The sequence below is a fragment of the Microbacterium sp. nov. GSS16 genome (genome assembly GCF_028198145.1).
In the GTDB taxonomy this organism is placed as follows: Bacteria; Actinomycetota; Actinomycetes; order Actinomycetales; family Microbacteriaceae; genus Microbacterium.
On record NZ_CP116338.1, the window covers coordinates 2,292,827 to 2,315,997 of the forward strand.

General features: G+C 69.2%; 20 protein-coding genes and 1 tRNA gene. 16 read left to right on the top strand and 5 right to left on the bottom strand.

The genetic code is table 11. The annotated features are described in order from the left end of the window. Positions 1-16 precede the first annotated feature (16 nt). The 3 genes from pyk to PGB26_RS10925 all read left to right on the top strand — a co-directional run bounded on the left by pyk (position 17) and on the right by PGB26_RS10925 (position 3,001). Positions 17-1,465, top strand: a complete 1,449-nt coding sequence (gene pyk / locus PGB26_RS10915; protein WP_271639650.1) for a pyruvate kinase — start codon at positions 17-19, stop codon at positions 1,463-1,465. An 82-nt stretch (positions 1,466-1,547) separates the two neighbouring features. Further along, positions 1,548-2,339 (top strand): alpha/beta fold hydrolase, encoded by a 792-nt coding sequence (locus PGB26_RS10920; RefSeq protein ID WP_271637629.1) that lies wholly within the window; start codon positions 1,548-1,550, stop codon positions 2,337-2,339. Next, positions 2,336-3,001: an esterase/lipase family protein gene (locus PGB26_RS10925; RefSeq protein ID WP_271637630.1), complete on the top strand. Its 666-nt coding sequence runs from the start codon at positions 2,336-2,338 to the stop codon at positions 2,999-3,001. The genes PGB26_RS10920 and PGB26_RS10925 overlap by 4 nt, the downstream gene beginning before the upstream one ends. Before the next feature lie 41 nt (positions 3,002-3,042). On the opposite strand, the gene PGB26_RS10930 is transcribed toward PGB26_RS10925, so the two are convergent. Then, positions 3,043-3,125, bottom strand: a tRNA-Leu gene (locus PGB26_RS10930). A gap of 92 nt (positions 3,126-3,217) precedes the next feature. Between PGB26_RS10930 and PGB26_RS10935 the strand changes: the two genes are divergently transcribed. Beyond that, entirely contained in the window at positions 3,218-3,835 is a 618-nt protein-coding gene (locus tag PGB26_RS10935) for an ANTAR domain-containing response regulator (RefSeq protein WP_071644465.1), read from the top strand. 76 nt (positions 3,836-3,911) lie between these two features. Here the strand turns inward: PGB26_RS10935 and PGB26_RS10940 are convergent, their stop codons facing one another. Beyond that, the gene (locus PGB26_RS10940) at positions 3,912-4,316 is read right to left on the bottom strand and encodes a hotdog fold thioesterase (protein ID WP_191713090.1); all 405 of its coding nucleotides are present in this window, start codon (positions 4,314-4,316) and stop codon (positions 3,912-3,914) included. Positions 4,317-4,379: 63 nt separating this feature from the next. Between PGB26_RS10940 and polA the strand changes: the two genes are divergently transcribed. Genes polA through PGB26_RS10975 form a run of 7 tightly spaced genes read left to right on the top strand, consistent with a single transcriptional unit; the run spans position 4,380 to position 13,195 of the window. Next, positions 4,380-7,013 carry a DNA polymerase I gene (polA, locus tag PGB26_RS10945; RefSeq protein WP_271637632.1) on the top strand — a complete coding sequence of 878 codons (2,634 nt, stop codon included), beginning with the start codon at positions 4,380-4,382 and terminating at the stop codon, positions 7,011-7,013. 38 nt (positions 7,014-7,051) lie between these two features. Continuing rightward, entirely contained in the window at positions 7,052-8,725 is a 1,674-nt protein-coding gene (locus PGB26_RS10950; RefSeq protein WP_271637633.1) for a DUF885 domain-containing protein, read from the top strand. 32 nt (positions 8,726-8,757) lie between these two features. Further along, positions 8,758-10,131 (top strand): MFS transporter, encoded by a 1,374-nt coding sequence (locus PGB26_RS10955; protein ID WP_271637634.1) that lies wholly within the window; start codon positions 8,758-8,760, stop codon positions 10,129-10,131. A 48-nt stretch (positions 10,132-10,179) separates the two neighbouring features. Continuing rightward, complete coding sequence (locus tag PGB26_RS10960; protein ID WP_271637635.1) at positions 10,180-10,935, top strand: SGNH/GDSL hydrolase family protein; 756 nt, start codon at positions 10,180-10,182, stop codon at positions 10,933-10,935. Continuing rightward, positions 10,932-11,576 (top strand): membrane protein YczE, encoded by a 645-nt coding sequence (gene yczE, locus PGB26_RS10965; RefSeq protein ID WP_271637637.1) that lies wholly within the window; start codon positions 10,932-10,934, stop codon positions 11,574-11,576. Before PGB26_RS10960 ends, yczE begins: the two co-directional genes overlap by 4 nt. 17 nt (positions 11,577-11,593) lie before the next feature. Next, positions 11,594-12,322: a formylglycine-generating enzyme family protein gene (locus PGB26_RS10970; protein WP_333909442.1), complete on the top strand. Its 729-nt coding sequence runs from the start codon at positions 11,594-11,596 to the stop codon at positions 12,320-12,322. A 54-nt stretch (positions 12,323-12,376) separates the two neighbouring features. Further along, positions 12,377-13,195 (top strand): arginase family protein, encoded by an 819-nt coding sequence (locus PGB26_RS10975; protein WP_271637640.1) that lies wholly within the window; start codon positions 12,377-12,379, stop codon positions 13,193-13,195. Positions 13,196-13,203: 8 nt separating this feature from the next. Here the strand turns inward: PGB26_RS10975 and PGB26_RS10980 are convergent, their stop codons facing one another. Then, entirely contained in the window at positions 13,204-14,532 is a 1,329-nt protein-coding gene (locus PGB26_RS10980) for an MFS transporter (RefSeq protein ID WP_271637642.1), read from the bottom strand. 119 nt (positions 14,533-14,651) lie between these two features. On the opposite strand from PGB26_RS10980, the gene PGB26_RS10985 reads away from it, so the two are divergent. The 5 genes from PGB26_RS10985 (at position 14,652) to PGB26_RS11005 (ending at position 19,988) form a co-directional block, all read left to right on the top strand. Next, positions 14,652-16,196 carry a serine/threonine-protein kinase gene (locus tag PGB26_RS10985; protein ID WP_271637643.1) on the top strand — a complete coding sequence of 515 codons (1,545 nt, stop codon included), beginning with the start codon at positions 14,652-14,654 and terminating at the stop codon, positions 16,194-16,196. A 47-nt stretch (positions 16,197-16,243) separates the two neighbouring features. Then, positions 16,244-16,726: an NAD-dependent epimerase/dehydratase family protein gene (locus PGB26_RS10990; RefSeq protein ID WP_271637644.1), complete on the top strand. Its 483-nt coding sequence runs from the start codon at positions 16,244-16,246 to the stop codon at positions 16,724-16,726. Further along, positions 16,723-16,932, top strand: coding sequence for a hypothetical protein (locus PGB26_RS10995; protein WP_271637645.1), 210 nt, complete (start codon positions 16,723-16,725; stop codon positions 16,930-16,932). Before PGB26_RS10990 ends, PGB26_RS10995 begins: the two co-directional genes overlap by 4 nt. A gap of 78 nt (positions 16,933-17,010) precedes the next feature. Further along, a complete protein-coding gene (locus PGB26_RS11000; protein WP_271637646.1) occupies positions 17,011-18,591 on the top strand; it encodes a bifunctional phosphatase PAP2/diacylglycerol kinase family protein in 1,581 nt (526 codons plus the stop codon). A 548-nt stretch (positions 18,592-19,139) separates the two neighbouring features. Beyond that, positions 19,140-19,988, top strand: coding sequence for a class I SAM-dependent methyltransferase (locus tag PGB26_RS11005; protein WP_271637647.1), 849 nt, complete (start codon positions 19,140-19,142; stop codon positions 19,986-19,988). Here PGB26_RS11005 and PGB26_RS11010 read toward each other — a convergent pair. Together PGB26_RS11010 and PGB26_RS11015 are read right to left on the bottom strand one after the other, a co-directional pair. Beyond that, positions 19,983-20,777: a class I SAM-dependent methyltransferase gene (locus tag PGB26_RS11010; RefSeq protein ID WP_271637648.1), complete on the bottom strand. Its 795-nt coding sequence runs from the start codon at positions 20,775-20,777 to the stop codon at positions 19,983-19,985. The genes PGB26_RS11005 and PGB26_RS11010 overlap by 6 nt on opposite strands. Continuing rightward, positions 20,774-23,125, bottom strand: coding sequence for an excinuclease ABC subunit UvrA (locus PGB26_RS11015; protein ID WP_271637649.1), 2,352 nt, complete (start codon positions 23,123-23,125; stop codon positions 20,774-20,776). The genes PGB26_RS11010 and PGB26_RS11015 overlap by 4 nt, the downstream gene beginning before the upstream one ends. Positions 23,126-23,171 lie beyond the last annotated feature (46 nt).

Sequence of the window (23,171 nt, forward strand, 5' to 3'; positions counted from 1 at the left end):
TACCCTGGAGATGATGTTGAGACGCGCGAAGATCGTCGCCACACTCGGCCCTGCAACCTCGACCTATGAGAAGGTCCGTGCCCTTATCGACGCCGGTGTGGACGTCGCCCGCCTGAACCTCAGTCACGGGGACTACTCGGTGCACGAGGCCAACTACTCGAACGTGCGCCGGGCGGCCGAGGACTCGGGGCGCGCGGTCGCCATCCTGGTCGATCTGCAGGGGCCGAAGATCCGACTGGGCCGCTTCGAGGACGGTCCGTACGAGCTCGAGGTCGGTGACATCTTCAAGATCACCACCGAGGACATCATCGGCAACCGCGAGATCTGCGGCACGACGTTCAAGGGTCTGCCGCAGGACGTCAAGCCCGGCGACTTCCTTCTCATCGACGATGGCAAGGTGCGTGTCGAGGTCGTCGAGACCGACGGCACTGTCGTCACGACCAAGGTCATCGTGGCTGGCGCCGTGTCGAACAACAAGGGCATCAACCTGCCCGGTGTCGCCGTCAACGTGCCTGCGCTCAGCGAGAAGGACGAGGACGATCTGCGGTGGGGTCTGCGCATCGGCGCCGACGTCATCGCCCTGTCGTTCGTGCGCAACGCCACGGACGTCGAGCGCGTTCACGAGATCATGGCGGAGGAGGGTGTGCGCATCCCGGTCATCGCCAAGATCGAGAAGCCGCAGGCCGTCGACGCCCTCGAGGAGATCGTCGACGCGTTCGACGGCATCATGGTGGCCCGCGGAGACCTGGGTGTCGAGCTGCCTCTCGAGGCCGTCCCGATCGTGCAGAAGCGCGCCGTCGAGCTCGCCCGCCGCAACGCGAAGCCGGTCATCGTGGCGACGCAGATGCTCGAGTCGATGATCTCGAGCCCCGTGCCGACGCGCGCCGAGACCTCCGACGTCGCCAACGCCGTTCTCGACGGTGCGGATGCGGTCATGCTCTCGGGCGAGACGAGCGTCGGCGACTACCCGATCGTCGTGGTCGAAACCATGGCGCGGATCATCGAGTCGACCGAGGAGCACGGCCTCGAGCGCATCTCGCCGCTGAACACGAAGCCGCGCACGCAGGGTGGCGCGATCACTCTGGCGGCGCTCGAGGTGGCGGAGTTCGTCGGAGCGAAGTATCTCTGCGTCTTCACGCAGTCGGGTGACTCCGCTCGCCGCCTGTCGCGTCTGCGCGCGCGCATCCCGATGATCGCGTTCACCCCAGAGCCCGGCATCCGTCGTCGCATGGCCATGACCTGGGGAATCCGATCGACCCTCGTCGAGATGGTGCAGCACACCGACTCGATGTACCGGCAGGCTGACGAGTACCTTCTGGGCAGCGGTCTGGCCCAGGAGGGCGATGTGATCGTCGTCATCTCCGGATCCCCTCCCGGGATCATCGGCTCGACCAACGACATCCGCGTCCACAAGGTCGGGGATGCCGTCGGCGGAGCCGCTCCCGTCTACAAGACCGGAGTCTGAGAAGCATCCGAGCGCCGAGGGGCGGGCCCGCGAGGGTCCGCCCCTCGGCGCTCTTGCGCATGGGACGCGATACGGTGCTGGGATGAGTCCGGAGACGCAGCAGACGCACCGCATCGGACGGCTCTACTTCCGCACGCTCGCATCGCCGTCGTCCTCCGGCCCGGTCTTCGTGCTCGTGCACGGCATCGGGATGTCGCATCGCTACCTCGCGCGGCTGCACCGCTCGCTGACCGCGAGCGGGAGCGTGATATCGGTCGATCTGCCCGGATTCGGAGGGCTGCCGAAGCCCGGGCGCGACGTCGACATCGAAGAGATGGCGGATGGCCTCGCCGCTCTGCTCGACCGCATCGGCGCCGGAACCGCCGCGACCGGGCCGGTCGTGCTCGTCGGACAGTCGATGGGCACCCAATGGGTGGTGGAGCTCGCGGCGCGTCGGCCCGAACTCGCGCAGGCGGTCGTGCTGATCGGCCCGGTCGCCGATGAGCGTCGGCGCACCGTGCTGCAGCAGGCGGGGCGGCTCGCGCTGGACACGGTGCGGGAGACGCCGGGGGCGAACGCACTCGTGTTCGCCGACTACCTGCGGTGCGGCCCGCTCTGGTATCTCGCGCAGCTGCGGCACATGCTGGGGTACCGGATCGAGGACCGGATCGTCGGGGTGGAGGCGCCCGTGCTGGTCGTGCGCGGCTCGCGAGACCCCATCGCATCACTCAGCTGGTCCCGGCACCTGACGGCCGCAGCGCAGCGCGCAGCGCTGGTCGAGATCCCCGGGCGAGCGCACAACGCCCAGCACACGGCTCCCGGCGCTGTCGCGTCCGCCGTCCGGCACTTCTGCGCTACGGACCTGGCGATTCGAACGCGGGAGGGTGAAGGGTGAGCGATCTGCTGCGCAGGGCGCTCTGGTGGGCGCAGGATTACGCCTACGCTGCCGTCTGGCAGGTGCGAGCCTTCGGCGGTCGCAACCGGCCGGAGGCGTACACCAGCGGCGCCGGCGTGCCGATCGTCGTGCTGCCGGGCATCTACGAGAGCTGGCGGTTCCTGCGCCCTCTGATCGAGCGGGCGCACCGCGACGGGCATCCCGTGCACGTGGTCGAGCCGCTCGAGCGCAACCTCAGCCCCATAGCCGACATGGCCGACCGAGTCGGGGCGTATCTCGCCGCACGCGACCTGCATGACGTCGTGCTGCTGGCGCACAGCAAGGGCGGCCTGGCCGGCAAGCTCGTGATGCTCGGCCCCCAGGGCTCGCGGGTGCGCGGGATGCTCGCCGTCGCGACCCCGTTCGGCGGGTCGCGATACGCCCGCCTGATGCTCACCCGCAGCCTGCGCGCTCTCTCGCCGCGGCATCCGTCGATCGCCGCACTCTCCGCCCAGCATGAAGCGGATGCGCGGATCGTGTCGGTCTACGCCCGGTTCGACCCGCACATCCCGGAAGGCAGTGAACTCCCCGGCGCGAAGAACGTGCCGCTCGACACGGGAGGGCACTTCCGCGTGCTCGCGCACCCCCGCGTGATGGCCGAACTCGCGGCGCTGGCCGCGTGATGCAGGAGGGCCGCCCCTCCGGGACGGCCCTCCTGCGCATGTGCCGGCGGTGGGACTCGAACCCACACGCCCTCTCGGACAGAGCATTTTGAGTGCTCCGCGTCTGCCATTCCGCCACGCCGGCCGGCACACTGCGCATACGACTGTAGCGCAGCCGGTGCACCGTGCCGCGCGCGCGCATCCGCCGCCCGGTCGCAGTTCGACTAGGATGGACGGGTGACTGAGCAAGAGCAGCCCGAGCAGCCCACGGCATCCGCCCCGCGTCGCGTCGTCGTCGCTGAGGATGAGTCGCTGATCCGCCTCGACATCGTCGAGATCCTGCGCGACAACGGATTCGACGTCGTCGGGGAAGCCGGCGACGGGGAGACCGCCGTGCAGCTGGCCACCGAGCTGCGACCCGATCTCGTCGTCATGGACGTGAAGATGCCCCAGCTCGACGGCATCAGCGCCGCCGAGAAGCTGCACAAGGCGAATATCGCCCCCGTCGTGCTACTCACGGCGTTCAGCCAGAAGGAGCTCGTCGAGCGCGCGAGCGAGGCGGGAGCCCTCGCCTACGTCGTCAAGCCCTTCACCCCGAACGATCTGCTGCCCGCGATCGAGATCGCACTGGCCCGTCACGAGCAGATCATCACGCTCGAGGCCGAGGTCGCCGACATGGTCGAGCGCTTCGAGACCCGCAAGCTCGTCGACCGCGCCAAGGGCCTGCTCAACGAGAAGATGGGCCTGTCCGAGCCCGAGGCGTTCCGCTGGATCCAGAAGGCGTCGATGGATCGCCGTCTCACCATGCAGGATGTCGCGAAGGCGATCATCGAGCAGCTCGCGCCCAAGAAATGACTTCGGTCCGAGCCGCATCGGCTCGGGCAGCGAAACGGCCCCCGACGTCACGTCGGGGGCCGTTTCGCGTTCTCCGTCAGGCGTCGACGGTCTTGATCAGGTTCGTGATGCGGATGGTGGAGCAGCGCCGACCCTGCTCATCGGACACGGCGATCTCATGCACGGTCATGGTGCGCCCCAGGTGCACCGGGGTGCATACGCCCGTGACGAATCCGGAGGTCGCCGAGCGCGTGTGGGTCGCGTTGATGTCGATTCCGACGGCCAGGCGGCCGGGGCCGGCGTGCAGGTTCGCCGCCATCGATCCGAGAGACTCGCCCAGGACGACGTAGGCGCCGCCGTGCAGCAGGCCGACGGGCTGGGTGTTGCCTTCGACCGGCATCGTCGCGACGGCGCGCTCGACGGTGAACTCGGTGAACTCGATGCCCATCTTCTCGGCCAGCGCGCCCATGCCGCGGTGCGTGGCCCACTCGAGGCCGGTCATCTCGGTCTGCTCGGTCAATGCTCCTCCTCAGCGCGTGTCCGTCGCCCTCGTTAGGCTTGCAGGGTGACGGACTCCGCAAAGCCTACCCTCATGGTCGTCGACGGCCATTCACTCGCGTACCGGGCCTTCTTCGCCCTTCCGGTCGAGAACTTCACCACGAAGGACAACCAGCACACGAACGCCATCTACGGCTTCCTGTCGATGCTTGTGAATCTCATCAAGGCCGAGAAGCCGACCCATATGGCGATCGCCTTCGACACGTCACGCCACTCGTTCCGTACCGAGGAGTACCCCGAGTACAAGGCGACCCGCTCCGAGACGCCGGGGGAGTTCAAAGGCCAGATCCCGCTGCTGCAGGACTGCCTGGCCGCGATGTCGATCCCGGTGCTGACGCAGGAGGGGATCGAGGCCGACGACATCCTCGCCACTCTCGCCAAGCAGGGCTCGGAGCAGGGGTACGACGTGCTGGTGGTATCGGGCGATCGCGACACCATCCAGCTCGTCAACGACGACGTCACACTGCTGTATCCGTCGGTGCAGGGCGTCTCGCAGCTCAAGCGCTACGACCCCACCACCGTGCACGAGCGCTACGGCGTGCGACCTGAGCAGTATCCCGACATCGCCGCGCTGGTCGGCGAGACCAGCGACAACCTGCCCGGCGTGCCGAAGGTGGGCGAGAAGACCGCCGTGAAGTGGCTGACCCAGTTCGGCAGCCTCGACGAGCTGCTCGACCGCGCCGGGGAGATCAAGGGCGTCGTCGGGGGCAACCTGCGCGAGCACATCGAGGACGTGCGCCGCAACCGCAGGCTCAACCGACTGCTCGACGACGTCGAGCTGCCCGTGACGCCGACCGAGCTCGCCGTCAAGCCGATCGATGCCCAGGCCGTGCGCGACATCTTCGCCCGCCTCGAGTTCCGCACGCTCCTGCCTCGGGTCTTCGAGGCCGCCGGCGCGCCCGACGAGCCGGTTCACGACGAACCCGCCGTCGAGGTGCCGGCGCCCACGGAGTCATCCGCCGCCGAAATCGCCGCGTGGCTTGATGAGCAGCAGGGCGAGGTGGGGATGCTGCTCACCCTGGGCGGCGGCGCGATCACCCGCGTCGGCGTGGCCACCGAGACCGAGCTGCGCGAGTGCGGCTGGAGCCCCGAAAGCGCCCAGGCACTCACGGCTTGGCTGGAGTCCGACGCACCGAAGGTGCTCAACGACGCCAAGCCGCAGGTCAAGGCGCTGCTGCGCGACGGCATCCGGCTCGGCGGACTCGTCCACGACACCCTGCTCGCGGGCTGGCTCATGCGCCCGAGCTTCCCCGACAAGACGCTCGCGCATCTCGTCGGCCGCTACCTCGACGAGAAGCTGCCCGAGGCGGATCCCACCCAGCTGGTGCCCGAGACCGACGGCGCCACCCCATCGCAGGAGGCGTGGTTCACCCTGCGCACCGCGGTTGCCATCCGCGAGGCGATGCCCGCGCCGGTCGCCGGGGTGCTCACCGAGATCGAGCTGCCCGCCGTGATCGCCCTGGCCGACATGGAATCGGCTGGGGTATCCGTCTCGCACGACGTGCTCTCCACCTTCTCGGGCGAGCTGCTCGCCCGCACCGACGTGCTCGCCGCCGAGGCGTTCGCACTCGTCGGGAGGGAGTTCAACCTCGGCTCGCCGAAGCAGCTGCAGGAGGTCCTGTTCGAAGACCTGCAGCTGCCCAAGACCCGCAAGACCAAGACGGGGTACTCGACTGATGCCGCGGTGCTCGCGGATCTGCAGGAGACGAACCCGCACCCGTTCCTCGCCCTGCTGCTGCAGCACCGCGAGGCGACCAAGCTGCGCCAGATCATCGAGACCCTCGACACGGCGATCCGGGACGATCACCGCATTCACACCACCTATGTGCAGACCGGAAGCCAGACCGGGCGACTTTCGAGCACCGACCCGAACCTGCAGAACATCCCGGTGCGCACCGAGGAGTCCCGCCGCATCCGCAGCGCCTTCCAGGTCGGTGAGGGTTACGAGACCCTGCTGACCGCCGACTACTCGCAGATCGAGATGCGCATCATGGCGCATCTGTCGGGCGATCCCGGGCTGATCGAGGCATTCAACTCGGGCGAGGATCTGCACCGGTTCGTGGGCGCCCGGGTGTTCGGAGTCCAGCCCGAAGAGGTCACTTCGGCCATGCGCACCAAGGTCAAGGCCATGTCGTACGGTCTCGTCTACGGCCTCAGTGCGTTCGGCCTGTCGAAGCAGCTTCGCATCGAGCAGTCCGAGGCCAAGCAGCTCATGCTCGAGTACTTCGCCCGCTTCGGCGCCGTGCGCGACTACCTGCGCGCCTCCGTGATGCAGGCGAAGGAAGACGGCTACACCGAGACCATCTTCGGCCGTCGCCGGCCGTTCCCCGACCTGACAAGCCCCAACCGGGTGCTGCGCGAGAACGCTGAGCGCGCCGCGCTGAACGCGCCCATCCAGGGCAGCGCCGCAGACATCATGAAGATCGCACTGAACCGCATCCACGACGATCTGCGTGATCGCGGGCTCGCCTCCCGCGCCCTGCTGCAGATCCACGACGAACTCGTCGTCGAGGTCGCCGCGGGGGAGTGGGACGAGGTCGAGGGCATCGTTCGCGAGCGCATGGCCGGTGCCGCCGAGCTGACCGTGCCGCTGGACGTGCAGGTCGGCCGCGGCCGCGATTGGAACGAAGCCGCGCACTGATCCGCTGCGCGGCGGGGTGCGAGGCTAGGCTCGAGACCATGAGTTCAGAGCCTCGCACCCCCTCTGCCATCGATCGGATCGCCGAGAAGTGGGTCGACACCCTGGTCGACCTCTCGCCCATCCTCGCCACCTACATCGGACGCAACGAGGCAGGCGCCCGCCTCGATGATGTGAGCCCGGAAGGGCATGAGCGCGCTGTCGCCGCGGCACGTGAGACCCTCGCCGCGCTCGATGCCTCGACGCCCGTCGACAGCATCGACGAGGTCACCAAGACCGACCTGTCAGCAGAGCTGCGCCTGCAGCTCGAGCTGCACGACGCGCAGTGGCACCTGCGTGACCTGAACGTCATCGCCTCGGCACCGCAGGACTTCCGGCAGGCGTTCGACCTCATGCCGACCGACACCGTCGACGACTGGAGCATCGTCTGCCAGCGGCTCGCCGCTGTCCCGAATGCTCTGAAGGGCTACGTCGAGACGCTGCGCGAGGGCATCCGGCATGGTGTCGTGCCCGCTCGTCGTCAGGTCACCGAAGTCGCCACGCAGATCGCCCGATACAGCGACGATCAGGGTTTCTTCGCATCGTTCGCCGCGACAGCGGGGCCCCGTGACGGCCAGCTGCCGGCGTCCCTCGCCCGCGACATCGCCGATCACGCCGGCGCCGCGCGGGTCGCCTACGATGACCTCCGCCGCTTCCTGATCAGCGAGTTGGCACCGGTCGCCGGCGAGCAGGACGCCGTCGGCCGCGACCTCTACGCCCTCAACTCGCGTCGGTTCCTCGGCGCGAGCATCGACCTCGACGAGACCTACGAGTGGGGCCGCGAAGAGCTGCGGCGGATGATCGCCGAGCAGGAGGCGATCGCGGACGAGATCCTTCCCGGCGCGAGCGTCGAAGAGGCCGTCGCGCACCTCGAGGCCGATCCCAGCCGCAAGCTGCACGGCACCGACGCGCTGCAGAAGTGGATGCAGGAGACCAGCGACCGGGCGATCGCCGACCTCGGTGCCAGCCATTTCGACATCCCCGAGCAGATCCGCGAGCTCGAGTGCATGATCGCACCCACCCAGGAGGGCGGCATCTACTACACCGGCCCCACCGACGACTTCTCGCGACCGGGCCGCATGTGGTGGTCGGTGCCGGAGGGCGTCACCGAGTTCGACACCTGGCGCGAGCTGACCACGGTCTACCACGAGGGCGTCCCCGGCCATCACCTGCAGATCGCGCAGGCGACGTACAACCGCGCCGAGCTGAACACCTGGCGGCGGGTTCTCGCCGGCACCTCCGGCCATGCCGAGGGGTGGGCGCTGTACGCCGAGCGGCTCATGGAGCAGCTCGGCTACCTCGATGACCCGGCTGATCGCCTGGGCATGCTGGACGGGCAGCGGATGCGCGCGCTACGCGTGGTGCTCGACATCGGCGTGCACCTTGGCAAGCCGCGCCTGTCGGGCGACGGCGTCTGGGATCACGACTACGCGCTGGAGCAGATGCGGCGCAACGTGAACATGCCCGACGAGTTCCGCCGGTTCGAGGTCAATCGCTATCTCGGCTGGCCGGGCCAGGCGCCGTCGTACAAGGTCGGGCAGCGCATCTGGGAGCAGGTGCGCGACGCGGCGCAGCAGAGGCAGGGCGACGCGTTCTCGTTCAAGGACTTCCACAAGCGCGCACTCGACATCGGCGGCGTCGGTCTCGACACGCTCCGCACCGCCGTCATCGGCTGAGTGCCGGTGTGCGGCGCCCCTACGATGAGAGGATGCCGCACACCGAGCTTCCGAGCCGTGCATCCATCGCGTCCCGACTCGACGCGCTGCCCTTCGCCCGCCCGCATCTGCGCGTGCTCACCGGGTCGGGGCTCGGCTGGGCGCTGGATGCGATGGATGTGGGGCTCATCTCGTTCATCATCGCGGTGCTCGCACAGCAGTGGCAGCTGACCCCCGGGCAGACCGGGTGGATCGCGTCCATCGGCTTCATCGGCATGGCGATCGGCGCGAGCGTCGGCGGTCTGCTCGCGGATCGGCTGGGTCGGCGGCAGGTGTTCGCGATCACGCTACTGATCTACGGTCTGGCCACCGGGGCCAGCGCTCTGGTCGGCGGCATCGCGATGCTGCTGGTGCTGCGCTTCTTCGTGGGGCTCGGCCTCGGTGCCGAGCTGCCAGTGGCATCCACCTATGTCAGCGAGTTCGCCCCGGCGGCGATCCGCGGCCGCCTCATCGTGATCCTCGAGGCGTTCTGGGCGATCGGATGGACGGCATCCGCCCTCATCGGCTACTTCGTGATCCCGGCATCAGACGAGGGCTGGCGGTGGGCCTTCGCGCTTGGCGCGATCCCCGCGGCGTACGCACTCGTAGTGCGCTGGGGCCTGCCGGAATCGCCGCGCTGGCTGGCATCGCGGGGACGGATGCCAGAGGCCGAGCGGATCGTGTCGAGCTTCGAGACGGCCGCCGACGGACGCGCGACAGCCGGGTCGCCCGTGTCGGACGAGCCGGCATCGGCGACGGGCGCCGCGCCGACCGTCGCGGTGAACGCCGGGCAGCGCATGCGCGCGCTGTGGTCCACCGAGTTCCGCATGCGCACCCTGTGCATCTGGCTCGTCTGGTTCTGCGTGAACTTCGCGTACTACGGTGCGTTCATCTGGATCCCCAGCATCCTGGTGCAGGCAGGATACGACCTCGTGCGCTCGTTCGGATTCACCCTCCTGATCACTCTCGCCCAGCTGCCCGGCTACGCCGTGGCCGCGTGGCTGATCGAGCGATGGGGTCGCCGGGCGACGCTGTCGGTGTTCCTCGCAGGCTCCGCGGTCTCTGCGGTGCTGTTCGGCACCGCCGCCACCGACGGCGCCATCATCGCCTCGGGGATGGCTCTGTCGTTCTTCAATCTCGGCGCGTGGGGTGCGCTGTACGCCGTCACCCCCGAGTTGTATCCGACATCGCTGCGCGCGACCGGCTCGGGGTGGGCGGCGGGGGTGGGTCGTCTGGCGTCGATCATCGCGCCGCTGCTCGTTCCCGCGCTGCTCGCGTCCGGCGGGGCCGGGCTGGCCTTCTCGGTGTTCGCCGGCTTCTTCGTCGTGGCGACGATCGCGGCCTGGGGGCTCGCTGATCTGCGTGGCCGGGCGCTCGACGAGCGCTGATCGCGTCACCCGACCTCGTCCGGGCCGCCGCCGCAATAGGCTGAGACAATGGCGGCTGTGCGGTTCGTGGCGATCGGAGACTCCTTCACCGAGGGTGTGGGCGACGAGCTGCCAGGCGGCGGCGTGCGCGGCTGGGCCGACCTTGCCGCGCAAGGATGGGCGGATGCCCTGGGCGAGCCGATCCAGTACGCCAACCTCGCCATCCGCGGTCGTCTGATCTGGCCCATCGTCGAGGAGCAGCTCGAGCCGGCGCTCGCGCTGCGGCCGACGCATCTGTCGTTCAACGGCGGGGGCAACGACATCCTCCGGCCGAACGCCGACATCGAGCACATCGCCGACGCCTTCTCGCGCGTGCTGCGGCGCTGCGACGAGGAGGGGGTGACCCTGATCCTGCTCTCCGGCGCGAACCCGAGCGCGCAGCTGCCGATGGGTCCGGTCTTCCAGCGTCGCGGCGACGCGCTGTCGGCCGCGGTGCTGCGGCGCGTCGAGGATCGCCCCGACGTGATCCGCGCGCTGAACTGGCCCGACGCCGAGCTCTCCCGACCGCGATACTGGTCGCAGGATCGTCTGCACATGAACGCCAACGGGCACCATCGGGTCGCCGCCCGCGTGCTCCACGCGGTCGGGCTGGAGCCCCCGGAGGAGTGGTGGGCGCTGAGCACCGACCATCCGGCAGGCCCGGTCGGTCTCGCCTACTACCGGCAGTTCGTCGGGCCCTGGGTAAGGCGACGAGTGACGCGCACATCGTCAGGCGATGGACGAGTCGCGAAGTTCCCCGCCTGGGCCGAGATGGTGCCGAGATGATCACCGCCCGCGGCAGGCGGATCCCGCGACGCATCATCCAGCTGCTCGTCGGAGTGTTCCTGTACGGCATCGGCATCGCCTTCCTCGTGCGCAGCGCGCTCGGCGCCGCACCGTGGGACGTGCTGACCCAGGGCATCACCCGGCACGTGCCCCTGAGCTTCGGTGTCGTCACGACGATCGTCAGCGGGATCGTCCTGCTGCTGTGGATCCCGATCCGTCAGCGGCCGGGCGCCGGCACGGTCGTGAACGCTCTGCTCGTCGGTCCCTCCGCCGACGTCGGGTTCCTGGTCATCCCTATGGGCGAGCAGCTGTGGCAGCAGGTGCTGCTCTTCGCCATCGGCCTGATCGTGCTGGCGGCCGCCACGGGCCTGTACATCGGCGCGCACTTCGGGCCCGGTCCTCGGGACGGGCTGATGACCGGGCTGCACATGCGCCTGGGACGGCCCATCTGGCTGGTGCGCACATGCCTGGAGGTGACGGTCGTGCTCATCGGATGGGCGCTGGGCGGGATCGTCGGCATCGGCACCGTGCTCTTCGCCGTGCTCGTCGGGCCGCTGTGCCAGTTCTTCCTGAGGGTGTTCGCGGTTCCGCTCGAGAGGCGGACGACCCCAAGCACCGGCACCGTGTCTGTGCAGGGCTGAACGTGGACCTGTGGGAGATGCGCGCGCTGTCCGGCGGCGCCGTGACACTGCACGACGCGCGTCGCAAGGAGTATCGGCCCGTCGCGCTCGAGCCGTTCGAGATCGGCGTGTTCGCCGTCACCGAGGGGCAGCTCGCCGAGGTGCTGGGCATCGCCGCTCAGCACCCGCGACGCCCCGCACGCGATCTCAGCTGGTTCCGGGCGATCAGGTTCTGCAATGCGGCGTCGGAGTGGGAGGGACTCGACCCGGCCTACTCCTTCGACGGCGAGGACGTCACCTGGCACGTCGACAGCGACGGATACCGCCTGCCCACCGAGGCGGAGTGGGAGTACGCCTGCCGCGCCGGATCGATCGGGCCGCAGTACGGTCCGCTGGACGAGATCGCCTGGACGTCACTCGACGGTGTCGGAGCGCCCCAGGACGTCGGCATGAAGCTGCCGAATCTGCACGGCCTCTTCGACACCCTCGGCAACGTCTGGGAGTGGTGCTGGGACTTCCTCGACCCCGAGCGCTACGACGACTACCGCGTGTTCCGCGGCGGCGGCTTCGCCGATGACACGTGGAGCGTCCGGGCATCCGTCCGCCGCGGAGGCGCTCCGCGCATGCATCACGACGACGTCGGCATGCGGCTCGCGCGCGGCGGCTTCGACGGACCGGACGCGGCGCAGGGCTGGTCAACGCGCGGCGATGTCGAGCGCGGCGGGCGCGGGGGAGTGCGACCGCTCGGCTGGACCCCGCGCCGCTGACCCGCGCTGCCCCAACCTCGCCGCGCGCAACTCCCACCGACCAGAAGGAGCACCATGGCCAGGCCCATCGAGCTGATCATCTCGCAGGGACGCGTCGGCGACCGCACCGGCGGAGCCCTCCCCGGCGCGCTGAAGACGGGGCGGGCGCTGTCGCGGATGCTCGGCGTCGACGCGCGAGTGGTCGGCACGCCCGCCGCGGCGAAGGACGACGACTGGTCGGAGTGCCTGCCGGCGGCGACTGCGACACTGCACGCGCTTCGAGACGCCGTCCGCGACGCGTTCGCACGCGACGCGACCCCAGTGCTGGCGACCAACACCTGCGGGGCGAGCATCGGCACGCTGCCCACCGTCGCCGAGCACCATCCCGACGCCGTCGTGCTGTGGATCGACGCACACGGCGACTTCAACACACCCGACACCACGGAGTCGGGCTATCTCGGCGGGATGGTGGTGGCGGCCGCGTGCGGACTGTGGGACAGCGGGCACGGGGCCGGACTGAACCCTGCGCAGGTGGTGATCGTCGGCGGACGCGACATCGACCCGGCGGAGCGGCTGCTGCTGGATCAGCACGGTGTGACGGTGCTCACGCCGGCGGAGAGCTCACCGAACCGCGTCAGCGAGATCGTCGCCGGTCGGGATGTCTGGATCCACGTCGACTGGGACGTGCTGGAGCCCGGGTACATCCCCGCCGCGTACCGCGTGGACGCGGGCATGCTGCCGCATGAGGTCGCCGCGATCTTCGCCGCGATCGACCCCGCACGAGTGCTCGGCGTGGAGCTGGCGGAGTTCGAGGAGGGCGACCAGGGCATCCCGTCGCATCTCAGCGTCGATCTGATCCTGCAGACCTTCCAGGCACTGCGTCTCGGCCGCTGACGCCGCGATCAGCGGCGACGTCTGCGCTCGGGGTCGAGGCCCATCCGGATGCGGGTGCTCTTGCGCTCCCGGATGATGAAGGACGCGCCGAGCAGCCAGAGCGGGATCTGGGTGGCGAACGCCAGCCGGAACGCATCGAGCGAGTAGGTGTCGGGCGTGCCGGCGCCCTGCAAGTCGAGCGTGAGCCCGATGAAGAAGATCGCGATGAGCGCGGCGAGGAATCCGCCGGAGTTGGTCACGCCGGTGGCGGTGCTGAGACGGTGGGCCGGATTGTGCGTTCGGGCGTGGTCGAACGCGATCATGGATGCCGGTCCGCCCGCGGCCAGGCACACCACCAGCACGATGAGCAGCCAGATCGGCGCGGGTCCCTGCCAGAGGATCACCGTGGTCCACGCGGCGAGCTGGATGGCGATGCTCGGCAGCACGAGCGCGAGCGACCGGCGGGTGGGGATGCGTCGTGACAGCGTGCCCAGCACAGGGCTCAGCGCCATGCTGACAAGCACGTTGACCGACAGCACGGTGGCTGCGGCGGCGGGGGAGAGGCCCTGCCCTGCCGTGAGGAACGGCATGCCCCACAGCAGCAGGAACGCCGTGCTGGCGAACGGCGTGGTGAAGTGAGACCAGAACGCCAGCCGGGTGCCGGGATGCGCCCACGCCGCGCGGATGCCGACGCCGGTGTCGATCGCCGAGGTGATCACCTGCACGACGCCCGTCTCGGTGTTGACCGTGACGTCGGCGCTGCGCTCGGGGGGATGATTGCGCACCAGCATCCAGACGAGGATGGCGAAGAGCAGGCCGAGTCCCGCGACGCTGCCGAACGTGATGGTCCAGTTCGTGGAGTGCAGCAGCACGGCCAGAGGCGTAAGTGCGATGAGCTGACCGGTCTGGCCGACGAGACCCGTCAGCTGTCCCATCACCGGTCCGCGCTGAGCAGGGAACCAGGTCGCGACCAGACGCAGCACGGCAGGGAAGACCGCTGCGTCCCCGGCGCCGAGCAGGACGCGCGCGACGAGGGCGATGCCGATGCTCGGCGACACCGCCATCACGAACTGTCCCAGCGCCATGAGCAGCATGCCGATCACCATGATCGGACGCGAACCGTATCTGTCGAGCAGCACCCCGATGGGGATCTGCAGTCCGCCGTACACGGCGAGCTGCACCACCGCGAACAGGGAGAGCGTCGCCGCATCGGCCTGGAAGCGCTCGGCGGCATCCACGCCCACTGCGCTGAGCGAGCTGCGGTTGGTGATCGCGAGGACGTAGGCGGCGGCGGCCACGCCCCACACCACCCAGGCTCGCCATCCGGGAGAGGTGCGGGGGAGGGGAGTAGCGCTCACTCGTCAAGGCTAGTCCTGGTGAGCGCCGGGATGGCGCAGCTGTCAAGTCCATCGGGCTGCGCGTCATGTCGGCCTAGAGTGGTCTCGTCGCTGGGCCGAACAGGCGACGGGAGGACTCGATGACCGACGACGATTCGCAGCCCACCCGCGGGCTGATCGACGCACGCTACGAGATCCTCGAATGCGTCGGGCAGGGCGGGATGGCGCGGGTGTACCGCGCGAAGGACACGCTTCTCGGACGCATCGTGGCGATCAAGCTGCTTCGCGCCGAGCTGGAGGGCGATGATGCGTCGGCCGGTCGGGCCAGGGGTGAGATGTCGGCGCTCGCCTCGCTCAACCATCCGGGTCTCGTCACACTCTACGACGCCCAGCTCGAACCGGGGCGCCCCGAGTACCTGGTCATGGAGTACGTCGAAGGACCCACCCTCGCCGACCGGATCGGGCAGGGTGCCCTCGCTCCCGCCGAAGTCGCGGCGCTGACGGCCGACCTGGCGGAGGCGCTGCACGTCGTGCACAGCGCGGGCATCGTGCACCGCGACATCAAACCGTCGAATGTGCTCATCTCGCAGGCGCCGTTTCCCGCCAGCCGGTCGGGCGCGAAACTCGCCGACTTCGGCATCTCCGCTCTGGTGGATGCCGCGCGGCTCACCTCGCCCGGCATCGTGATCGGGACCGCCGCGTACATCGCACCCGAGCAGCTTCAGGGCGCGATGCCCGCGCCGCCGGCTGACATCTACTCGCTCGGGCTGGTGATGCTCGAGGCACTCACCGGCACCCGCGCGTTTCCTCAGCCCGAGGGCATCGGCGCCGCTATGGCGAGGTTGACGGCGAGACCCGAGGTGCCGACGGAGTTCGGCTCGGGCTGGTCGGATCTGCTGACGGCGATGACGTCGACAGACCCCGCCGATCGTCCGACCGCCTCGGACGTCTTCGCCGCGGCATCCGATCTCGCCGCGGGCCGGCCGCCGCGGCCCACCGTGCCCGCCGCTGTGGCCGCCGCCGCTCTCGCCGCCGGTGCCGTGCCGCCCGCGGCGGCCTCGACGCCGGACGCGGAATCGGCGACCGCCGCGATGACGACGCCGACACGCTTGCTTCCTGCCGAGACGTCCGCTGCGCGGGCGACGGGCGCATCGTCTCCGACGCCCCGGCAGGCGGGACGCGGCTCGAGCCGCCCCAGGCGGCGTGTCGGTGTGATCGGCGCGGTGGCGGCTGCGGCGGTCGCCGCATCCGTTCTCGCCGGCGTATGGATGACCGGCAGCGCCGCCCCTGAGCCGGTGGCGACCACCCCGGCTGACACCGTCCCTTCCGCCCCCGCGACGCCGGCCGTGCCGGCCATCGCACCCGACGATGAGGCGGACGAGCCGCAGACCGACCAGCGCTCGGACCAGGACCGCAAGGCGCAGGAGAAGGCGGCGAAGGAGGCCGAGAAGGCGGCTCAAGAGCAGCGCAAGGCCGCGGAGAAGGCAGCCGAAGAGCAGCGCAAAGCTGCCGAGAAGGCAGCCGAAAAGGCTCGCAAGGATGCCGAGAAGGCGCGGGAGGAAGCCGAGAAGGCGGAGGAGAATCAAGAGGACGAGGCAGAGCCGACACCCGAGGGCGGAGCCGGTGGGGCGACGGAGGGCGTGACGCTGTCGACCCCGCAGCCGTCGGCGTCGCCTACCGCGTGATGACCGGGAACGCGTAGGTTCGTCGCCATGAGAGTCCTCGTCATCGGATGCAGCGGCCACATCGGCTCGTTCCTCGTTCCCCGTCCGGCGCGAGCCGAAAGCTTCCGATCGCGGAGGATTCGGCGTGCACCGATCAGCCGCGCGACCAGTACGGCATCCAGAAGGCGCGCATCGCCGACCTGCTCAAGCGGGAGACCGCAGACGGGGGACTGATCACCACCTCACTGCACCCCGGTCATATCGTGGGTCCCGGCTGGCAGCCGATCGGGCCGGTCGGCAATCTGGACGAGACACTGTGGACGGCGCTGTCATCGGGTCGGACGATCGACGTGCCCGGCAGCGGCACCGAGACGCTGCATCATGTGCACGCAGACGATGTCGCTCAGGCGTTCGAGCGAGCGGTCGAGAACCGGGATGCGGCAGCGGGGGGAGGACTTCAACATCGTCGCGCCGACCGCACTGAGCGTGCGGGGGGTACATCGACATCGCCTCGGGATGGTTCGGCGGCGTCTCGGCGATGCGCAGCGTGAGCTGGACTCGCTTCCGGGAGCAGACGACCGCCGAGCACCCCGACGTCAGCCGCAGTCATCTCGAGCGCAGTCAGGTGTTCAGCATCGACAAGGCGCGGGCGCGTCTCGGCTACGCCCCGCGCTGCGAACCGGAAGCGGCGATCCTCGAGTCGGTGCGCTGGCTCATCGAACATGACCGGCTGCCGGTCCGAGCGCCGCTGGTCTGATCCCGAGGCGCTGTACTTGACGGTGCTGTTCACGACGGTGCTGTTCGCCACCGGGCTGTCGGGGACTACTCTCAGACCATGACGGGGCTCTCTCATCCGATCATCGCCCTGCGGCGCGTGCGCATCCTGCCGCGCTGGGTGCGGCACATAGACGCGCGCGCATCACATGCCGTCAATCACCATCGTCATCTGCCTCAGCTCGACCGCAGGCTGGCCCGGCTGTCGCACCGGGCGGACCGCAGCCGTCTGTGGTTCGAGATCGCCGCGGCGCTCTACCTGCTCGGCGGCAAGCCGCGCCGCGGCGCGGTGCGCGGGATCGCATCGCTGATCGTCGGCAGTGCGCTGGCGAACCTCGTCGGCAAGCAGATCTTCGGCGGTGACCGGCCGCTGCTCAAGGACGTCCCGGTGCCGCGACGCCTCACGCGGACGCCGACGTCCGGCTCGTTCCCCTCGGGTCACTCGGCATCGGCGGCGGCCTTCGTCACCGGCGTCGGCCTCGAGTCCGGCCGCTCGGGCGCCGTGCTGGCACCGCTCGGCGCCGCGGTGGCGTACTCGCGTCTGCACACCGGTGCGCACTGGCTCTCGGACGTGATCGGGGGAGCAGCGCTGGGCGCCGCCGTCGCAGTCTTGGGTCGGACACTGGTGCCGGCGCCCGCACGCATGGAGCCCGCGCACCTCGGTCCGGCGATCGCCCTCCCGGCGCTGCCGGAGGGCGAAGGCGCACTGATCTTCGTGAACGTCGCTTCGGGCATCGACCCGCTGCGCCCGGAGCCCCGCGGCTTCATCTCGCGAGAGCTTCCGCACGCCCGCATCCACGTTCTCGCGGAGGGCGAACGCATCGCGGAACTGGTGAGCGATGCTCTGTCCGGAGCCGACGCGCCCCGCGTCATCGGCGTTTGGGGCGGGGACGGCACCGTCGCCGCCGCCGCCGACGCCGCACGCGGGGCTCGCCTTCCGCTGCTGATCTTCCCGGGTGGGACGTTCAACCACTTCGCGCGCACGGCAGGCGCCGAGACGATCGACGATGCGGTGCAGGCGGTGCGCGACGGTGCGGGCCGGCGCGTGGACGTCGCTGAGCTGACGATCGACGACGGGCGGCCGGTGACCGTGATGAACGCGGCCTCGATCGGCGTGTATCCCGGTTTCGTCGCGCAACGCGAAGAGATGGAGTCGGCGCTGGGCAAACCGGTCGCCGCGCTGATCGCGGCGGTGCGGGTGCTGGCGCGGGCGCACACGCTGAACGTGCGCGTCGACGGGCGCGCGGCGCGCGTCTGGTCGGTCGCGGTCGCCGCAGGGCAGAACTCATCGGCGTCGATGGTGCCGCTGCAGCGACGTCGCCTCGACGACGGCGTTCTGGATGTGCGGGTGCTCCACGCGCGGGGCCGGATGCCGCGGCTGCGCGGACTCGTCGCGCTGGCGTTCGGCGTGCGGGCATCAGGGCTTCTCGATCGGGTGCCCGGGCGCGCCGCGCTCGCGACGATAGAGGCGTTCACCGCCGAGCAGGTGCGGATCGAGGCGCGCTCGTCGACGGGCGCGGCGGTGAACGTTGCGCACGACGGGGAGGTCTCCGTGCTCGAGCAGGGCAGCACGGTGGCGACGGTGCGGATCGTTCCCGGTGGATTGGACGTCTACGGGGCGCCTGCCACCGAGAGTGAATAGCAGAGGTTCGGTGATCTCGGAAAATGCCGTTGACCTGGTGATACTCGACCGGTCAATGTCGGTGGCCCGGTGTTCAATGGAGGTATGGAAACCACCGCAGCCGTGTTCGATGGCAGGCCGACGCAGTTCTGGCGGACACGGGGAGGGGTGTTTCGGACGGGGTCTCGGATGCCACGCCACCGGCGATCGCTGAGGATCTGAAGGTGCTCGCACAGGCGATTGCGATGCGGCTGGATCCGGACGGTTCCTCGCCGAGATCCAACGCGTCCTCACCGACGAGGGCCGCATCGCCGGGATTGTGGTGAGCGACCGGGTTTTGACCGCCTACCAGCGGCGGGTCCGGAGCGACGATGGCGCACTCCAAGGCTCAGTGTCGAGCGCGCTCTGCAGCGAGAGTGACGTCATAGGTTCACCGCTCGCGAGAGAGGTGCGGAATCGTCGGACCTGACATAATGTGCATTATCGGTTATTGCTGCATCGTGCGCTGAGGCGAGTCGTGAGCGGGCGACCTCTGTGGTGCCGTGTCCGTCTCGGATATGCTCGCCTGCGTGAACGGGAGCAACGTCAGCATCGATTGGGAATCCGCGCGGCGAGCCAATCACGACAACTGGAACGACCGCGTGCCGCTGCATGAAGCCGCGTACGGACTCGACAGATACGACGATCCGTCCCACCTGAGCGATGTCGTCTGCGACGACCTGCCGGTGCTCGAGCGCTTCCTGCCTCAGCAGCGTCTGGCAGGTCTGGATCTCTGCCATCTGCAGTGCCACATCGGCACGGACACCGTATCGCTGGCGCGGGCCGGTGCGAATGTGACCGGAGTCGACTTCTCCGGGCCGGCGCTGAGGGTGGCCGCCGGCCTCGCTGCGCGTGCGGGCGTGCAGGCGCGCTGGGTCGAGACCGATGTGCTGGATGCACGTCGCGCCGTCGACAGAGAGTTCGACGTCGTCTACACCAGCATCGGAACGATCACCTGGCTCGAAGACCTGAACCGCTGGGCTGAGCAGATCCACGGTCTGCTGCGACCCGGCGGGATCTTCTACATCCGAGACGGGCATCCCGCTCTGTACGCCCTCGACGAGGAAGCCCCCGATCTGACCACGCGGTATCCGTACTTCGGCGACGGTCGCGCTCAACTGTGGGACGACGCCTCGACCTACGTCGGAGACGGCGCGGTCGAGCACTCGCGCACATACGAGTGGCCGCACCCGCTCTCGGAGATCATCGGCGTGCTGCTGGCGAACGGGATGCGGCTGCTGCACTTCGATGAGGGCCGCACGCTCCCCTGGCAGTTCAGCCCCCGCATGGTCGAGGTCCCCGGTGGATACGCCTGGCCGGAGTCCGAGCGCGATCTCATCCCGTGCACGTACACGATCGTCGCCCAGCGCGACTCATGACCGAACGCGCGCGACCGCGATGAGGTGCGCGCTCATGTCGCGCACACCGGGAACAGAGGCCGCAGCGCGGGCCACCGTCAGCGCTGCCTGCACGAGCTCCTCCCCTGCCCCCTCCAGCGACTCCAGCAGCGAACCGGCGGGACCCTCCACGCCTAGCACCGCCTCGACCTCCAGTCCGGCTGAGCGCACCTCCTCGTCCAGCTCTTCGGCAGTGTGGAAGTGACCTGCGGGGAACCGCATCCCGGCGGTGGGCTCTCCCCTTGCTGCCACCGCGACCCACTCATCGGGATATGGGTCGGGGATGCCGCGGGCCAGAGTCGTCTTCCCGAATGCGATGAATCGCGAGAGCCCCGCCGCGAAGATCAGACCATCGGGGCGCACGACGCGCGCCGCCTCGCGCAGCGCGAGCTGGCGGTCTTCACGAGCGGCGAGGTGGTACAGGGGCCCGAGCACGAGCGCCGCGTCGAACTCGGCATCCTGGAACGGCAGAGCGCGGGCGTCGCCGATCCGGGCGCTCAGGCCGGCGGCCCGAGCCTGATCGACGTGCCGCGGCACGGGGTCGATCACCTCCACCTCGAAGCCGGCGGACTGCAATGCCCGCGCGTGCACACCGGCGCCGCCGCCGATGTCCAGCACGCGCCCGGCGGAGACGCTCTCGAGGATGATCTCCTGCGTGCGCGCGAACTCGACAGGGCCCTGTGCAGACCTGGTCGTAAGGCGCGCCCCTTCATCGAACAGCTCGCCGTAGTAGCTCAGGATGCGGGCGTCGATGGATTCCTGCGCCGTCATCCGACGTACTCCGCCAGATGCTCGCCGGTGAGCGTCGATCGCGAGGCGACGAGATCGCCCGGCGTCCCCTCGAAGACCACACGTCCGCCGTCGTGTCCGGCTCCCGGTCCGATGTCGATGATCCAGTCGGCGTGCGCCATCACCGCCTGATGATGCTCGATGACGATGACGGTCTTGCCCGCGTCGACCAGTCGGTCGAGCAGACCCAGCAGGTTCTCGACGTCTGCGAGGTGCAGGCCGGTGGTCGGCTCGTCGAGCACGTACACGTCGGCCTTCTCCCCCATCTGAATCGCCAGCTTGAGTCGCTGGCGCTCTCCGCCGGACAGAGTGGAGAGCGGCTGTCCGAGGGTCAGATATCCCAGCCCGACGTCCTCGAGTCGGCTCAGCACCGAGACGACGGCGGGGATCTTCGTCTCCGGCGCCGAGAAGAACGTGTGCGCCTCGGCGACGGGAAGGTCGAGGACCTCGGTGATGTCGAGTCCGCCCAGCTTGTACTCGAGCACACCCAGCTGGAACCGCTTGCCCCCGCAGTCCTCACACGGCGTCTCGATCGTGTCCATGAATCCGAGCTCGGTGACGATCACACCCGATCCCTTGCAGCTCGGGCAGGCGCCCTCGCTGTTCGCGCTGAACAGCGCCGGCTTCACGCCGTTGGCCTTGGCGAACGCCTTGCGGATCGGCTCCAGCATCCCCGTGTAGGTGGCCGGGTTGCTGCGGCGCGAGCCCTTGATCGCCGTCTGATCGATCGCGACCACGCCGTCCATCGCCGCTATCGATCCGTGAACGAGCGAGCTCTTCCCCGAGCCGGCAACGCCCGTGACGACCGTGAGCACCCCGGTGGGCACGTCTACGTCGACGTCCTTGAGGTTGTTCGCGTCCGCGCCGCGCACCTCGATGACGCCGCTGCGCTCTCGCACGGCATCCTTCAGCGACGCACGATCGTGCAGATGACGCCCGGTGAGCGTGCCGCTCTGCGTCAGCTCGGCGACGGTGCCCTCGAAGCAGACCTCTCCCCCGGCGCTGCCCGCTCCTGGGCCCAGGTCGATGACGCGATCCGCGATCGCGATCGTCTCGGGCTTGTGCTCGACGACGAGCACGGTGTTGCCCTTGTCGCGCAGCCTCAGCAGCAGCGTGTTCATCCGCTCGATATCGTGCGGATGCAGCCCGATGGTCGGCTCGTCGAAGACGTAGGTGACGTCGGTGAGTGAAGAACCGAGGTGACGCAGCAGTTTGATGCGCTGCGCCTCTCCCCCGCTCAGAGTTCCCGAGGGTCGTTCCAGGCTCAGGTAGCCGAGCCCCAGGGTGACGAACGCATCGAGGTTCGCACGCAGAGCATCCAGCAGAGGACCCGCCCCATCCAGCGACAGGCCGCGCACCCACGCCGCAAGATCCGTGATCTGCATGCGGCAGGCATCGGCGATGCTGACGCCCTCGATCCTCGATGACCGTGCGCCCTCGGTGAGGCGGGTGCCGTCGCACTCGGGACAGGTCGCGAACGTCGCGACCCGTTCGACGAACGCTCGGATGTGCGGCTGCAGAGCGTCGATGTCCTTCGAGAGCATCGATTTCGTGATCTTCGGGATCAGCCCCTCATACGTCATGTTGATGCCCGAGATCTTGACCTTGGTGACCTCGCCGTACAGGAAGAGTTGCCTCTGCTTGTCGGTGAACGACGAGATCGGCTTGTCGGCGGGATAGAAGCCCGACTCCGAGAAGCCTTTCACCATCCACCCGTCGGCCGTATATCCGGGCACCATGATCGCGCCGTCGTCGAGCGACTTCGACTCGTCCACCACCTGCGCCAGGTCGATGTCCGACACCGCTCCCCTGCCCTCGCAGCGGGGGCACATGCCGCCCAGGTAGACGGCATCCTTGACGATCTTCTTCTCGCCCTTCGGTCCGGTCATCACCCCGCTGGCCTTCTGCGTCGGGATGTTGAACGAGAAGGCGGTCGGTCCGCCGATGTAAGGGTCACCGAACCTCGAGAAGAGGATCCGCAGCATCGCGTTGGCATCCGTCACCGTACCCACGGTCGAGCGCGGATTCGCGCCGAGCCGTTCCTGGTCGACGATGATCGCAGTGGTCAGGCCGTCGAGCACGTCGACGTCGGGCCGCGGCACCGACGGCATGAACCCCTGAACGAAGGCGCTGTACGTCTCGTCGATCATGCGGCGCGATTCGGCAGCGATGGTGTCGAACACCAGTGAGCTCTTGCCCGAGCCCGAGACACCGGTGAACACGGTCAGACGTCGCTTCGGCACGCTGACCGAGACGTCTTTCAGATTGTTCTCGCGGGCACCCTCGACGCGGATGACGTCGTGACTGTCGGCGGGGTGATCCTGTGGCACGGTGCTTCCTTCGGTCTGGTGGAATCGGATGCCGGGCTTCGCACTC